This window comes from Chromohalobacter nigrandesensis (assembly GCF_023061285.1).
GTDB lineage: Bacteria > Pseudomonadota > Gammaproteobacteria > Pseudomonadales > Halomonadaceae > Chromohalobacter > Chromohalobacter nigrandesensis.
In genome coordinates, this window is sequence record NZ_JAKGAM010000006.1 from 1 (window position 1) to 15570 (window position 15570).

The following is a 15570-nucleotide window of genomic DNA, read 5'->3' on the forward strand; positions in this document are numbered from 1 at the left end:
GGCGCCCCATGGGGCGCCCTTTTGAATCGCGGCAAAGATGCTCAGGTAAAGAATATCGGCACGAGGATGCTCGAGATCAGCAGGATCAAGGCGCCACCCAAGCGCGAGGAGATCTGCGCGAAGGGCATCAGTTGCATGCGTTTGGCGGCGGAGAGCACCGCAACATCGCCAGTACCGCCCATGTTGGCCATGCACAACCCTGCGGTGATGGCGGACTCAACGGGATAGAAACCCACCAGCTTGCCGACCAGTCCGGCGCCGAAGGCGGCCCCGGCCACGACGGCGAGCACGATCATCACATAGGTCGGCGTGATCGCATCGATCACCTGGCCGAGATCGGTATAGGCAATGCCGATCCCGAACAGCAGTGCGAAAGTCCAGTTCTTGGCGACGAACTGGAACCACTGCGAGGCAGACTCGTTGATGCTTTCCGGCACCACATTGGCGATCTTGAGCACAGCGACCAAGATGATCATCAGCGCATAGGGATGCAGCGGGATGAAACCACCCAGAATCTGCCCGGCGGTGAAGAATGTCAGTGCGGCGACGAGACCGATGCCCAGCTTGGAGAGATCGAAGGTGCTCTTGCGCTCTTCGATTTCCACGCCTGGCATCATCTGACCGTTACCCGTCAGTTTGGGAAAGCGGTTGGCCAAGCCGTTGAGCAGGCCCGCGATGATGATCGCGAAGACGTTACCCAGCGCCAGCGCCGGCACCAGAATCGAAATGTAGTAGCTTGCCGGCTGGCCGAGAAGCTGCTCGTAGATCTGGCTCATGGGCACCGCGCCTGCGCCCATGCCCCCACCAAGGATCGGCAGGGTGATGACCACCAAGGCATCCTGAGGCGAGAAGCCCATTATGGCACCGACGATCACCGCGAACAGGCCCGCGAAAAACACCGCACAGAGCAAGGGCAACGCGTAACGCGACCCCACCTTGACCAGCACCTTGGAATCCATGCCCAGAATACTGCCGGTGATCAAGGCAGCGATGTAGAAGTTGAGGAAGCCGCCGCTTTTCATGAAGGCGGTGACATTCTCGTTGATCCCGGCAGGCAACCAGCCAACATAAACCAGTGCAGCCGCACCGAAGATGGCCAGGATTGCGCCACCACCGAGGTAGGTCTTGACGATCGGTAGGCGATCACCGATGAAGCCCAGCAATTCACCGAGTATCATCATCACCAGCAAGGCACCGATCATGCCGCTTGGCAGCGTGTCGGTGAACATGGCCACGACCATGACGGCGAAAGCGATGAAGAAGATCGGCAGTGGCATGCCGAAGATGCGCGCACCCAGCACGCTCGAAGCGTGCTGGGTATCGTCCAGGCTTTGTGTAGCGGCACTGGTATTCATTGGCGTGCTCCCATGTGTTGGAATCCGCCCGCGCGGGCGGAGAACGTTAACGTCGCCGAGGATAAGCCGCACATGCCGTGAACCAAGCTTTGCCAACTTATTAAAGCGTTTTGAAATTATTGAAAACGACGACCTTGTGTCCGGCATAGCGTGTCAGGCTTGGGTATTACACCAAGGTCGAAAATCACCCCATAGGGTCCGCTACGCATGCCTCGCTTGCCGACTATTCGTCTCAATGTGCTGATCTCGCTTCTCGTGGCCTCGACGGTGATCGTCACGCTGGGCGTGGCGTTGTGGATGTTCGATGCTGCCCTGCACGACACCCAAGAAGATGCCCAGGCAGCCCGCGTGACCGATATCGCCCAGGTCGTGGCCTCGCGACGGCGTGTCGTCAACGCACTGAAAGAAGCAGGGGGAAAACGCGATTTTGCCGCCGATAGCGACGTACAAAGGGAGATAGACAACTTGCGCCAGCGCCTGGATGTGGATTTCATCGTTGTGATGAACTCCCATGCCATTCGCCTGACACACCCCGACCCGACGCGTATCGGCGAGCATTTCCAGGGCGGCGATGAAGGCGCAGCACTGCGGGGCGAGCATTACGCCTCACGGGCCAAGGGCACCTTGGGTGTCAGCATTCGCGGTTTCGCACCGGTACGCGATGCTGACGGCGAGGTGATCGGCGCTGTCTCGGTAGGGGTGACACTGGATACACTCGGCGCTCGCCTGGCCGACAACCGCCTGCGTGTGGTGCTGGGCATCGCGCTTCTAATGGTTCTGGGTACCTTCGGCGCCAGTTGGCTGGCGCGTTACATCAAGCGTGTGCTGATGGGCCTGGAGCCTCACCAGATCACGCACCTGGTGGAAGAACGCCAAGCGATTCTCGGCTCGGTGCACGAGGGTATTCTCGCGGTGGATGTCGCCGGGCATATTACCTTGACCAACGCCGCCGCGCGCACGTTGCTGCATCAAGCGGGTCTGGAAGCGCCGACGCTGGGCACGTCTATCACCGACTACCTGCCGCAGAGCGGGCTGCCAGACGTGCTGCAAAGCGGCGAGGCCTCGCTCGACCAGGAGGTCTTCATCAATGGCCAGGCACTGCTCGCCAACCGCATGCCGATCCGCCACCAGGGCCGGGTGATCGGCGCGGTGGCAACCTTCCGCGACAAGAGCGAAGTTCGCCTGCTCGCCGAGGAATTGACCGGCGTACGGCGTTACGCCGAAGCCCTGCGCGCGGCGACACATGAATTCAAGAACAAGCTGCATGTCATGCTCGGCCTGGTGCAGCTCGAGGAATACCCTGCACTGCACCGCTACCTGCGCGATGTGGCGGATTACCATGTCGCGCCGAGAGCGGCACTGGTCGAAGGTATCGGCGAGCCGGTACTGGCAGGCTTTCTGCTGGGCAAGCAGAGCGAGGCCCGCGAACGCGACATCACCTTGACGCTGGACGTCGAGGACGCCATTCCCACACCACGCGACCCTGCCATGATTCATACGCTGGTCATCGTGCTGGGCAACCTGCTGGAGAACGCCTTCGACGCCGTCGACACGCAGCACGAGCGCCATGTCACGCTCACCATGGGCGTCGACGCCGCAATGTTGTCGCTGCATGTGCAGGACACCGGCCCCGGCATCCCCGCGGCCATGCAGGCGCACATCTTTACCACTGGCACCTCCTCCAAGGGACGCCAGCGCGGCCTCGGGCTAGCGATGGTGCGCGAGCATGTCGAAGCGCATGACGGTACCCTGGCACTGTATTCCGAACCCGGGCGCGGCACCCTGATCGAAGTCGCCCTGCCCTATCCCGTTTCGTCCGCCACCGAGAATTGAGCGAACAATGAGAACGCCGGCATGAGCGATACGCCACTGCAAGTACTCATCGTCGAGGATGACCCCATGGTCATGCGCCTCAACGTCGAATATCTCAACCGACTCGACGATGTCGCGCTGGTCGCGCAGTGCGGCGATGTTCCCAGCGCCCTGGACGTGCTGGAGCGCGACGCCGTCGACGTCATCCTGCTCGACGTCTACCTGCGCGGTCGCAACGGATTGGAAATCGTCCGCTATCTGCAGCGCCTGGGCCGCGACATCGACGTCATCCTTATCACCGCTGCCAGCGAGACCGAGACCGTGCGCGCCGCACGGCGCCTCGGCGTGCGCGATTATCTGGTCAAACCCTTCGAGTTCGAGCGCTTCAAGGTCGCCGTCGATGCCTGCCGACGCGTGCGCGCCACTCTGGAGCGCCTACCCGAACAAGCCGACCAACGCGACCTCGACCGGCTCTTCCAGCCCGCCAGGCCACGCCAGACGCGTAGCGATGGGCTGCCCAAGGGGCTGACGACGCCCTCATTGGCGCAAATCGCCCAAGCCATTCTGAGCCTCGACGCGGAAACCTTCACCACCGAAAGCCTGATTCCAGCCACCGGCATGTCCCGCGTTTCGGTGCGCAAGTATTTGAAATACCTCACCGAGCACGGCTATCTCAGCGAGTCCTTTCACTACGGGCAGGTGGGACGCCCTTCGTTCACCTACCGCTGCCTGGATACGACCGCCCTGCAAGGGCTCCTCACCGTCGACCGCCCGACGCCATGACATCGGCCATCGTCGACGCATAAAAAACGAGGTCCCGAAGGACCCCGCTGGTTTTCAAGAGCAGTCGTTTTCAAGAACAACCGTTTTCAAGTACAGCCGTCTTCACGAACAGGCGTCGTCGAGAACAGGCAAGAATCGCGACACCAGTGCTCTCAATTCGCCTGATAGCGATGCAGGCGATGGCGGCGCTCGAATTCCTGCACGCGCTGTCGGGCGAATTCCACCGTCTGCGCGGTCATCACGCTGCGGTTTTCGTCCTTCAGCTCACCGCTGAGGTTACGTACCAGCACCATGGCGGTTTCGAACATTGCCTCGAACGCTGCGGCACTGTCTTGCGCGCTGGGCAACGGCATCAAGAACGTCACCCCCGGCGTTGCGAACTCGTCCATGTCATCGAGATCGAACACGCCCGGCTTGATCACATTGACCATGGTGAACTGCAGCGCGCTGTCATCCGATTCGGTCTCGAAACGGTGGAAGACACCCATCTCATGGCAATACCGCAGACCACAGGCCAGCATCAGGTTAAGCAGATCGGGGCCCTGGAAGCCCGCCTCGTCGCGTGACAGAACGCTGATGACGATGACTTCCTCGGCGTCGGACAAGGCCTCGCGTGCGCGATCGGCACGCACCGGATTGCGCTTGGCACGCTCCACCGCCGGGTGATCGGTGACCACCTCGCGACGCGCCGTGCGTTCCTCGGCACGCGCTGGCTGAGCCTGCGGCTCCTCGTCAGGCGTCGATTGCGGGGTCACCTCGGTCTCTTCGTCCGAGTCCGAGGCACGAAACGCCGGTGGTTCGTCGGACACTGTCCGCCGCGTGGGGGCTTCCTCGCGGCGACGCGGCGACGTCTCGTCCATTGCCGGACGCGCCACGTCCGCGCGGGTCGTGTCGGGCGCTGGCTCGCGGGACGACGACTCCAGCGTCGGTTCGTGATGCGGATGCTCGTCATCGGCCAAGCGCTCGTCATCTTGACCAAGGGATGCCGTGAAACGCTGGGCCGAGGCGCTCATACGCTGAGCACCCGCGCGCACAGCGTCCTTCATGCCCCGCATACCGGAACGCTTGACCTGAGAGGCATCGTCATCTCGGTACGCATCGTCCTCATGAGCCCTGTCTTCATGAGCACTGCCCCGGGCACGCTTGAGCACGCTGGGCTTGAGCTTTTCCTCGGGAATTCGCTCCTGGCGCAAGGGCGATTCCGGGCGTACCGGTTCACGCTCCTCGCTACGATCGAAGGTGGCATCGCGTACGACACGCGCACCTCCATTGGGCAATTCCCGCCGGATCTCAGCCTCGCGGGCCGCTTTCTCCGGGTCCTCTTCCTCGGCGTCCCTGCCCTCGGCTACCTGGCTTTGCGCTGCCTGGTCGAGGCGCGGAACGCGGCGCTGGCGCTGGAGCCGACGCACACCGTCGATCACGATGGTCGTCACCAGCACCAGTCCCAGGATGATTAGCCACTCTCTTAGTTCCATGGGTCGTCTTGCCTGTTCGCTATTGGCGCCATGATTAAAATTCGTTCGTGGATGAAGCATAGCGCGATTAACAAAAAAAGGGCCACTTTTTTTGAATGTCAAGTAGTACCCTTAGCTCAGAGCAATCACCCTTCAATATCCCTGTCGAGGCTAGCACATTAGTGTTGGTAACCCTTTTGGCAATTTTCTGCAAGTCGTTCATGCGTCCGCCAGGGTCGCCGCCTCGTCGATTCCTACCGATACCAGCCGGGATACCCCGGCTTCCTGCATGGTCACGCCCATCAATCGCTCGGCCGCTTCCATGGCAATCTTGTTGTGTGTGATGTAAATGAACTGGACACTCTCGGACATTTCCTTCACCAGCTTGGCGTAACGTCCCACGTTGGCATCATCCAACGGTGCGTCGACTTCGTCGAGCATACAGAATGGCGCCGGGTTGAGCTGAAAGATAGCAAATACCAGCGACAATGCCGTGAGTGCTTTTTCACCCCCCGAGAGAAGATGAATGGTGGTGTTTTTCTTGCCCGGCGGGCGCGCCATGATAGCCACACCCGTCTCCAGCAAATCGTCGCCGGTTAGCGTCAACCATGCGGCCCCACCGCCGAAGACCTTGGGAAAAAGTTCACCAAAGCCGGCATTGACCTGATCGAAAGTCTGCTTGAAACGCGTCCGCGTTTCCTGATCGATACGCCGAATCGCCTTTTCCAGCGTCTCGATGGCCTCGCTCAATTCGGCATGCTGGGCCTCGAGATAGTCACGACGCTCGGCCTGCTGGTCGTACTCCTCGATGGCCGCCAGGTTGATGGCGCCGAGACGGCGGATCTTATCACCGAGCTCGTCTAGCCGGGTCTGCCACGCCGATTCGGTGGCGTTGGGGTCGAGCCCTTCGCGCAACGCGTCGACATCGTGCCCAAGCTCTTCGAGATGTTCATCCTGCGTATCGGCTTTCAACGTCAGCGCCTGCACCTGCATGCGCGCTTCTTCGAGCTTTCCGCGTAGACCGTCGAGGTTGCGCTCGTGTTGCTGGCGCGTGGCCTCGGTGTCGCGCAGCGTCTCGGCCAGCTGATGTGCGCGATCGCGCGAAGCGTTGAGCGTCTCCTCTTCGCGACTGCGGCGGTCAAGCAATTCGTCGAGCCGTTCGCGGGTTTCCTCTTCCGGTTCACGCAGGGTGGCGCGCTGCTCTTCGAGCATGGCGAGCTTTTCGGCCAGGCGCTCACGCTGGTCGCGCGAGCGCGCATGCTGCTGATCGAGACCGGAGCGCTCCGTCTCCAAACGCTGACGCTCCATCGCCAGATGCTGCTGGCGCTCACGCGCAGGCGCTACCTGCTGGCGTAGCGATTGGGCTTTTTCCCGCGCTTCGCGACGCTGATTTTCCAATCTCTCCCGGGTCTGGCTGTTGGCGTCCACGTCGCTCATCGCCGCCTGCCAGCGCTCACGCGTTTCCTCGAGTTCCTGACGCCGCTGGGCATGCCGCTCGACGAGCTGCGCTACATCGTCATCGAGCTCACGAGAGCGCGCGTCGAGCTGCTCCAGACGGCTCGCCAGCCCCGCCTCGCGCGAGGCCAACTGCTGCCGACGCTGCCCGAGATCACGTTCCTGAAGACGCAACGATTCGAGTTCCGTCGCCGCGTGCTCCACCGCTTCACGCGCGCTCTGCAACGTTTCCTCGAGCGTCTCGAGAGATGCCTCGAGCGCCGCGATATCCGCCTGCAGTGTCTCGCGTCGACGGCGCTGAACCAGCACGCCATCCTCGGACGCCGATTCGCCGCGCCGACGTACCCAATCCGGGCCCAGCCACAGCCCGCCAGAGGTGATCACACTCTCGCCCGCGGCCAAGCGCCCGCGCATCGACCAGGCGGCGTCTTCATCGGCAGCGCAGTGAATGCCGTTGAGCCAGGTACCCAGCGCCCCGGCGCCGTTGACCTGTTCCCTCAATGTGCCGGCCACCGGCGCCACGTCATCGCCCCCCAGCAATGCCAGTTCGGCGGGCGGGGCATCGGCGACGATCTCGGCCATGGCAGAGGTCGTGGCGAGACGCGCCTTGAGCCACGGCGCCAGCGCCCAGGCGACAACCGTCTCCCAGGGCGCGGCAACCTCCAGCCGTTCGGCCAGACGCGGCGCCTCGGCCAGGCCATGGCGCGCGAGGTGCGACTCCAGAGCAGCGTCGTCATCGGTCAAGGCGGCATCGAGCAATGCCTCCACCGACGCCAGTTCGCCCTGCAGGCGACTCAACTGCGAACGCTGGGTATCGCGCTGAGCGGCTGCGTCGTCGAGGCGTGCCTGGGCGTCCTCGCGTTGTTGCTGCAAGTGCTCGCGTTGGCTTTCCAGGGCTTCCTGATCGAGATCCAGTCCCTCGAGTTCCTCGCGCAATTCACCGCGCTCGCCGCGCAACGACTCGACATCGGGCAGTTCCTGACGTTGCTGACGGCGCTTGCCGATCTGGTCGTCGAGCTCGGCGATAGCGTTTTCGAGACGACGCACGTCGTCCTGGGCCCGCTCGGCCCCGTGTGCCACGTCACGATCGCTTTCGTTGAAACGCTCCCACTCTTGTTGCGCTGTGGTGGCTTCTTCGTCGGCGGCGTCCAGCGACTCCTGCAGCATCTCCAGCGTTTCCTGGGCCTCTTCGAGTTCGGGGGCGATGCTCTCCAGGCGTTCGTCCAAGGCCGCGCGACGCTCGTCGTCCTGGGATCCCAACTGTTCGAGTTCGCTCAGCTCGCGGCGCGCCTCCTCGATATCCTGCGCCAATTGCTGATCGCGCGAACGGACATGCTCGATGGACTGCTCGATACGCGCGATGGCGGCGCCGGTCTCATAGAAGCGGGCCTGATGACTCTCCAGCTCGGCGGCAACCTCATCGTGCGCCAGACGCGATTCTTCCAGGCGGCTTTCGCATTGGCGCTGGCCGAGAATCTCGCGCTCGACCTGAGTTTCCAGCTCGCGGACGTGCTGCTCCTGGGTGTGCTGCTGGGTCCGAAAGGCCCGCGTGCGCAGCAGGGCCAGCTCACCCTTGAGGCGATATTCCTCGTCTTTCAGGGCCTGGTAGCGTCGCGCGGCATCGGCCTGACGCTTCAAGCGCTCGAGCTGCTTGTCGAGCTCCTCGCGAATGTCGTCGAGGCGGTCGAGATTCTCCTGGGTGCGGCGCAGGCGATTCTCGGTTTCGCGGCGGCGCTCCTTGTACTTGGAAACGCCCGCCGCTTCCTCCAGTGTCGAGCGCAGTTCCTCGGGGCGCGCCTCGACCAGCCGCGAGATCATGCCCTGGCCGATGATGGCGTAGGAACGCGGCCCCAACCCCGTACCCAGGAATAGATCGGAAATATCGCGCCGCCGGCACTTCTGGCCATTGAAGAAATAGTTGGATTGGCTATCGCGGGTGACCTGGCGCTTGACGGAGATTTCGGCGTACTGGGCATAAGCGCCGCCCATGGTGCCATCGCTATTGTCGAAGACCAGCTCGATGGAGGCCTGGCCCACCGGTGAGCGCCCCGTAGAGCCGTTGAAGATGACATCGGTCATCGACTCGCCGCGCAGCGTCTTGGCGGAGGATTCGCCCATCACCCAACGCACGGCGTCGATGATATTCGACTTGCCGCAGCCATTGGGGCCAACGATGGCGGTCATGTTGCCGGCGAACGGCACATTGACCGCATCGACGAATGACTTGAAGCCGACCAGTTTGATGGACGTGAGGCGCATGCGCTGCCGGAATTCCTGAGGATGAGTCGCGGCCCGATGCTCGAGCCATGCATGAGAGCCCGCAGTCTATCCGAGGCGCGGGCGCGGCCCAAGCCCCATTGCTAACTCCACGCTGCCAACGGGATTTGCCGCTTCGCCCCGCCTTGCTATGATGCCGAAGGATCATCCGAGGGAGAGGGTCATGTCGCACGTTACGCCGCACTATCTGCAGCGCCTGCCGAACCTGCCACTATCGGACGCCGCTTGGGAGGAAATCGACGCCACCGATTTCGTCGAGATTCCTCTGTTGGGCGTGGTCGCCGCCGGTCTGCCCATGGAGGCCTGCCTCGACAACGAGGCCATCCACGTGCCATCGCGCATGGTACGACGCAACACTTACGCCTTGCGCGTGCGCGGTGACTCGATGATCGATAGCAACATCTTCGATGGTGACATCATCATTATCGAGCGCTTCGAGTCCGCCGAGAACGGCGAAACCGCCGTGGTACAGATCAACAATCAGGAAGTCACCCTCAAGCGGCTTTACATCGAGAAATCCGGCGTGCGCCTGCAACCCGCCAACGATGACATGGCGCCCATCTATCTCAAGAACGACGATGTACAAGTGCTGGGGCTGGTGATGGGTGTGATGCGTCACGCGACCACGAGTCACTGATGCGCTACGCGATTCCCGACCTCGCATCCGGCGAGCATCGCTACCATGAGATCGAAATCGAAAAAAGCCGCTTCATTACCTGGACGGCCTTCATCCCCGATATCGCCAGTTTCGACGCGTTGCTGGCGCAAGCGCGGGCGGCGCACCCCAACGCTAGCCACCACTGTACGGCCTATATCGCCGGTGCGCCCGGCGAGCAAAATGCCATCGGCTTTTCCGACGACGGTGAACCCGGCGGTACCGCGGGGCGGCCCATGTATCAGGCGCTGGAAGGTTCAGGGCTGGGGCAGGTCGGCTGCGTAGTAATTCGTTACTTCGGCGGCACCAAACTGGGCACCGGCGGCCTGGTGCGCGCCTATACGCAGGCGGTCGTCCAGGCACTCGAGAGCCTGCCACGACGCCCCTTTATCGAGCGTCGAACGCTGCGCATACGCATCGATTTCGCCGGCGAGGCCATCGCCCGCGAGTGGCTCGCCACGCAGGATGCCCTCATCGAGAGCGCCGATTACGACGCAGACGGCGTGACGCTCGATATCGCCTGGCCCGACGAGCGCAGCAGCGACTTGAGTGAGCTGACCTCGCGCCTCAAGGGACGGCTCACTCATCTCACCTTGCCATGAGGCAACGCCACAGCACCCACTATCGTTTTCCTGATCGTCCGGGGGTAATGACATAATACCCGTCCGATTCAGGGGATCTTGCAATGATACCAAGGGTGATGGCGAAGACATGACGCAAGTGGCCAGCGGGCGTATCGGCTTAGCCCCGATGGAAGGTGTGATCGACGTGGTCACACGGGATTTGTTGAGCGCCGACGGGGCGCTCGACTGGACGGTGACCGAATTCGTCCGCGTGGTCGATGCACGCCTGCCGGCACGGGTATTCCTGCGCCACTGCCCCGAGCTCGAGCAGGCCCCTTGCGCGACCTCGAACGGTACACCGGTTCACCTGCAACTGCTCGGCTCCGACCCCGATGCCCTGGCAGCCAACGCGGTGCACGCCCAGGCACTCGGCGCCCGCCAAGTCGATCTCAACTTCGGCTGCCCGGCCAAGACCGTCAATCGCCATGACGGCGGCGCCTCGCTGCTGCGCGACCCCGATCGCGTCTACAACGTCGTGCGGGCCGTGCATGAAGCGCTGACGCCCCTAGGGATCGACGTGACGGCCAAGATCCGCCTGGGATTTGACGACAAACAAGTGGCGCTGGCCTGTGCTGAGGCCGCCGAAGCCGGAGGGGCGGCACACCTGGTGGTGCATGCCCGCACCCGCCGCGAAGGGTATCGACCGCCCGCACATTGGGAATGGATCGGACGCATTCGTGCCCGACTGAGGATACCGGTGATCGCCAATGGCGATATCTGGACACTGGAAGATTACTGGAAGGCGCGTACGCTATCGGACTGCACGGATGTGATGCTGGGTCGCGGCATGCTAGCCGATCCCTGGCTTGCACGACGCATCAAGCATTGGCAGCACACCGGCGAGCGCTTACCGGAGACGCCTTGGGCGGCGCGTGCCGAGGTACTGACGGCCTATGCTCAGCGTATGCGCATGCATCTACCGGAAAAGATCGTGGTCTCGCTGCTCAAGCAGTGGCTCAACCAGATGCGTGGGCGTGACGACGAGGCCGCCAAGCGCTTCACCGCCCTGCGTCGGCGTACCGAATTGCAGGCATTTCTTGACGGTCTACAGCCAGACATTCAGGAGGACACCTCTCCCCTCCAAGAGGTTGCTATCGGGATGGCTGAATCTCAAGTTATCAAACGCTGTTCACAATGATGATGAAGCATTAGAATTCGGGTTCACCCATCTCGTTTTCACGCTTATGAAAATCACCCGCATCGCTTGCTACAACCTGCTGGGGATGGCCTTGCTGCTCAGTTGGTGGCTACCTCATTTCCCTCTCTGGTCGACCCTCGACGACGACATCTTCTGGTTCTTCAATCAAACGCTGTCGATCGCCGACCATCCGCTGTGGACGACGCTGATCGCCGTGCTCAACAATCGTGATTTCGATATCGCCAGCTTCCTCGCCCTGGCCGCTGTTTTCGCATGGGCCATGCGCCAGGACAAACGGCCCGAACGCCTGAAACGCTGGGGCGCCATCGGCGTGAGCATGCTGGTCACTGCGGGATTAGTGAGTTTGTTGGTCAATAAACTAGTGACCTACGGCCACCCCAGCCCAACTCTGACGCACAGCGGGATTCATCTGTTGTCGCAGGAAGTAAGTTTCGCCACCAAGGATAGCTCGGGCAACAGCTTTCCCGGCGATCACGGCCTGATGCTGATGACCTTTACCGCCTTCATGTGGCATTTCGCGGGACGCCGCGTCGGTCTCGTCAGCGCCGCCCTGGCCATCGGCTTGAGTGCCCCGCGCATCATCGGCGGCGGCCACTGGTTCAGCGACGTCTACATGGGGGCACTGGCCATCGCCCTGCTATTGCTGCCCTGGGTGCTGTGTACCTCATTGGCCAACCGCATGGCCACCTGGGTTCAGCGAGGCATCGAGCACCTCGCCTCACGCCTTGATCACTGAGTCGTCACGTCGCCGAGGCGGTTCGAACGGACACGCCTCGGCGCCTTCGACGACATACAGGCTCGGTAAGGGAGACAATGCTTCGAAGGCTTCCCAGGCCATGACGCAATCGCGCCCAGCGTCTTTGGCGGCATACAATCGCTGATCGGCCAAGGCGATCACGGCACTGAGTGTCGCCGCCTCGTCCTGGGTAGCGATGCCTTGACTGACGGTCATGCCGAGCGACTTGTCGGGCAGCACCAATGGCTGATCGCGCACGACGGCCGCGACACGCTCGGCGACTGTGATAGCGTCACTGCGTGACGCTCCCGGCAGCAACAGCATGAATTCCTCGCCGCCGTAACGCCCCAGCACGTCACCATCGCGCAACCCCTGACGCAGGCAGTTCACCAGATGGCAGAGCGCCGCATCGCCCGTGGCATGTCCGTGCAGGTCGTTGAACGGCTTGAAGTGATCGACATCCAGCAGTACCACGGCGAAGGGCCGCTTGGCACGCTGCCAGCGCTCGGCGATGGCGACGATGGCGCGCCGATTGAGGGCGCCGGTGAGCATGTCGTGCAGCGCTTCACGGCGATACGCACGCTCGAGCCGCTCGGTCACGCCTTCCAGCCCCATCAGTACTCCGCCAAATAGCACCCCCGTCAGCACTAGGTTGACCCACAACAGCCAAGTCGCCGTCGCCAGGGGCAACACGATCTGGGGCGCCCCCCGGTGCATGCTCATCAACAATGCGCCCATCACGCCCAGCAGCAACAGCGACAGCAAGATCTTGTAACCGCGTGGGATCGCACTGACATGCAACACCAATAGCGCCAGGCTCACGTAGAACTCGAAACCGACGCCGGCGCCATAGAGACGGATGGCCTCGCCAATCAACAACAGCATCATGCTCAGCAACAAGGCCGCGCCCCAGGCCATGTAGCCCCGATGATGCAACCCGCGCGCACCGAGCGTCATCAAAACGCTGGCCAGGACGATCAATATCGGACCGGGCTGCCCTAGCCAGACGAACAGCGGCAGCATCAAACCCACATAGGCCACCAACGCCATCGCGTATAGATGGGCGAAGGTATCGAAATAACGCCGGTATTCCGGCGGCAGTGGACAATACGGAGGCAACGATGCGTCTCGGCCTCCCCATAGGCGATAGGTACGTAGCGGCATGATGAACGAATCCCTTTTTATTGCGTTAGGCCACGTCATGCGACGGGCCTTCCCCTGCATCGATTCCCTAGCAAGGTTAGCCATATTCGGCGCATCAAAAGGACGATTCGTGTATGAATTTAGCCGTTTAGCAGCATGAAATTCGTCAAACGCCAAACAAGCTAAATCCCATGTTGCCGCTTCGTTGCGCTAGGGCATCCGTATTAGATGAAGCGATCTCCACACGGCGTTTCCGGATATCTCATAAGACCGCTGCCGGCCCAATGAACTCCAGGTCACTCATGACCAACTGATCGCGCCCGGCAGACTTGGCGCGATACAAGCGACGATCGGCCATGTCGATGAGCGCTTGCATTGACGTGACTTCCTTGGCGGCCGCCATACCCATGGAGAACGTTACCGGCAGCGTCAACGCTTCCAGCTGACACGGCTGCTCGGCCAGGCATCGGCGAATGCGCGATGCCACCGCGAGCACCTCATCCCGGGAGCTGTCAGGAAACACGATCAGGAATTCCTCGCCGCCCACGCGCCCGAGACGGTCGTCTTCGCGCAAGGCGCCACGCACTATATACGCCAGGTGGCGCAAGACATCGTCGCCTGCGGTATGGCCGTGGGTATCGTTGACCTGCTTGAAATGATCGGCATCCAGCAGCAGCAAGGTGAACTCACGCCCCTGCTGCCACAGCATCTCGGCTTCATGAAAGATGGCGCGCCGGTTGAGCAACTTGGTGAGGTCATCGTAAGTGGCGTCACGTCGAAAACGATGCTCGCAGCGCTCGGTGATGGCATGCAGCCGCCACAAGATACCCCCTAGAATCAAGAAGACCATGACCAGATTGGTCAAGCGGATGTCCTCGCGAAACGCCTCGGCTTCAAGCATCCAGGGGGTGAAATCCGGAGCCATCAGCAGCGTGGCCAGCGCCACGCTACCGATCACAGCACTCGTCGCGATCTTATAGCGCGCCGTCATGTCGCTGATCAGCATCTCGCATAGCAGCAGGAAAAAATAATATTCGAAACCGGCATCGGGGCCGATCAGCCACACACTCAGCGTGATCAAAAGGAGGGTCGCGGTCAGCTTGACGCTCATCGCCCGGTTCAGTTGCAAGCGTCGGTGGAACATCAACGCTGCGGTATTGGTCGCCACGCAGGCGAGGTTCAAAACAATCAGCAGCGGAATCTGCAAGCCGATCAGCACGCATGCAAACAGCAAATGCCCCAGGCTTGCGAGCACGAAAGTCTGCGCTACCACCTCGTAGCTGCGTCGCTGCTCCAGCGGCAACGCCCCCGGCGCATGGCACGACCATTCCCAGAGCCGCTGCAAGGCTCTTGAAGTCATCTTGGCTATCCCTTTCTACCTGCGTACCGTTGCGAGTGTCGCAACGTAGCGTCCTCGCCTCCGGCCACCCTTTGCAGGGATTTCAGGGCAAGGATCGTTATTTGTCTCCGCCAAACGGCGGCTTTAATCCGCCAGTCTCGATGCCAACGTCTGCACAGAGGTCCACTTCCAGCAGTATTTCTGAGAAAGCTTAGCTAATACAAACCAAAGCGCTAGTCAAACGTAAAAAAATGTTAAAAACCGTCTTGCTGGTGAGCAACGCGCGAACATGCGAAAGTCCACACGTCTTGCCCGGCTAGATGCCGGTTTCACACGATGAAGGGTGCCTACTTCCATGCAACGACTGCTGCATCATGACGACTTGGGAAAACTGATTCTGCGCCTGGCCGTGGGCGGGCTGATTCTGCTGCACGGCATCGACAAGCTCTTGTCGCCCGCCAGCATCACCGGCATCGGCAACATGCTCGACGCCATGGGGCTACCGATCTTCCTCGCCTATGGCGTGCTCATCGGCGAGATCGTTGCCCCGTTGATGGCCATCTTGGGTTGGCAGGCGCGCATCGGCGGCCTGTTGATGGCCGGCAACATGCTGGTGGCGTTCATCCTCGTCCATCGCGACGAGTTGCTGACGCTCAATGCGCAGGGCGGCTGGACGCTGGAGTTGCAGGGCATGTTTCTGTGCGGCGCCCTGGCGATCATGCTCATGGGCAGCGGGCGCCTGGCGATGCACCCCGACTGATTTGGCGCCTCATACCACT

At 61.9% G+C, this 15570-nt stretch carries 12 protein-coding genes; 7 read left to right on the forward strand and 5 right to left on the reverse strand.

The features are described 5' to 3' along the window. Nucleotides 1-41: 41 nt before the first annotated feature. Nucleotides 42-1355 carry a 2-hydroxycarboxylate transporter family protein gene (locus tag L1073_RS09155; protein WP_246898655.1) on the reverse strand — a complete coding sequence of 438 codons (1314 nt, stop codon included), beginning with the start codon at nt 1353-1355 and terminating at the stop codon, nt 42-44. 207 nt (nt 1356-1562) lie between these two features. Between L1073_RS09155 and dcuS the strand changes: the two genes are divergently transcribed. Both dcuS and L1073_RS09165 read left to right on the forward strand, forming a co-directional pair. Next, on the forward strand, nt 1563-3188 hold the full coding sequence (gene dcuS / locus L1073_RS09160) for a DcuS/MalK family sensor histidine kinase (RefSeq protein ID WP_246898657.1): 1626 nt from the start codon (nt 1563-1565) through the stop codon (nt 3186-3188). A gap of 21 nt (nt 3189-3209) precedes the next feature. After that, nucleotides 3210-3950 (forward strand): response regulator, encoded by a 741-nt coding sequence (locus L1073_RS09165; protein WP_246898658.1) that lies wholly within the window; start codon nt 3210-3212, stop codon nt 3948-3950. 152 nt (nt 3951-4102) lie between these two features. Here the strand turns inward: L1073_RS09165 and zipA are convergent, their stop codons facing one another. Both zipA and smc read right to left on the reverse strand, forming a co-directional pair. Then, nucleotides 4103-5485: a cell division protein ZipA gene (zipA, locus tag L1073_RS09170; RefSeq protein WP_425531573.1), complete on the reverse strand. Its 1383-nt coding sequence runs from the start codon at nt 5483-5485 to the stop codon at nt 4103-4105. Nucleotides 5486-5623: 138 nt separating this feature from the next. Continuing rightward, nucleotides 5624-9118 carry a chromosome segregation protein SMC gene (gene smc, locus L1073_RS09175; protein WP_246898662.1) on the reverse strand — a complete coding sequence of 1165 codons (3495 nt, stop codon included), beginning with the start codon at nt 9116-9118 and terminating at the stop codon, nt 5624-5626. A 181-nt stretch (nt 9119-9299) separates the two neighbouring features. On the opposite strand from smc, the gene L1073_RS09180 reads away from it, so the two are divergent. The 4 genes from L1073_RS09180 (at nt 9300) to L1073_RS09195 (ending at nt 12309) form a co-directional block, all read left to right on the forward strand. Beyond that, the gene (locus L1073_RS09180) at nt 9300-9773 is read left to right on the forward strand and encodes a LexA family protein (protein ID WP_246898663.1); all 474 of its coding nucleotides are present in this window, start codon (nt 9300-9302) and stop codon (nt 9771-9773) included. After that, a complete protein-coding gene (locus L1073_RS09185; protein ID WP_246898665.1) occupies nt 9773-10393 on the forward strand; it encodes an IMPACT family protein in 621 nt (206 codons plus the stop codon). Before L1073_RS09180 ends, L1073_RS09185 begins: the two co-directional genes overlap by 1 nt. Before the next feature lie 109 nt (nt 10394-10502). Beyond that, a complete protein-coding gene (locus tag L1073_RS09190) occupies nt 10503-11552 on the forward strand; it encodes a tRNA dihydrouridine synthase (protein ID WP_246898667.1) in 1050 nt (349 codons plus the stop codon). A gap of 46 nt (nt 11553-11598) precedes the next feature. Further along, entirely contained in the window at nt 11599-12309 is a 711-nt protein-coding gene (locus tag L1073_RS09195) for a phosphatase PAP2 family protein (RefSeq protein WP_246898668.1), read from the forward strand. Here the strand turns inward: L1073_RS09195 and L1073_RS09200 are convergent. Together L1073_RS09200 and L1073_RS09205 are read right to left on the reverse strand one after the other, a co-directional pair. Beyond that, nucleotides 12292-13473: a GGDEF domain-containing protein gene (locus L1073_RS09200; protein ID WP_246898670.1), complete on the reverse strand. Its 1182-nt coding sequence runs from the start codon at nt 13471-13473 to the stop codon at nt 12292-12294. The two genes, L1073_RS09195 and L1073_RS09200, sit on opposite strands and share 18 nt — an antisense overlap. 241 nt (nt 13474-13714) lie before the next feature. Further along, on the reverse strand, nt 13715-14812 hold the full coding sequence (locus L1073_RS09205; protein ID WP_246898672.1) for a GGDEF domain-containing protein: 1098 nt from the start codon (nt 14810-14812) through the stop codon (nt 13715-13717). Between the two features lie 334 nt (nt 14813-15146). On the opposite strand from L1073_RS09205, the gene L1073_RS09210 reads away from it, so the two are divergent. Next, nucleotides 15147-15551, forward strand: coding sequence for a DoxX family protein (locus L1073_RS09210; RefSeq protein ID WP_246898673.1), 405 nt, complete (start codon nt 15147-15149; stop codon nt 15549-15551). Nucleotides 15552-15570: the final 19 nt, after the last annotated feature.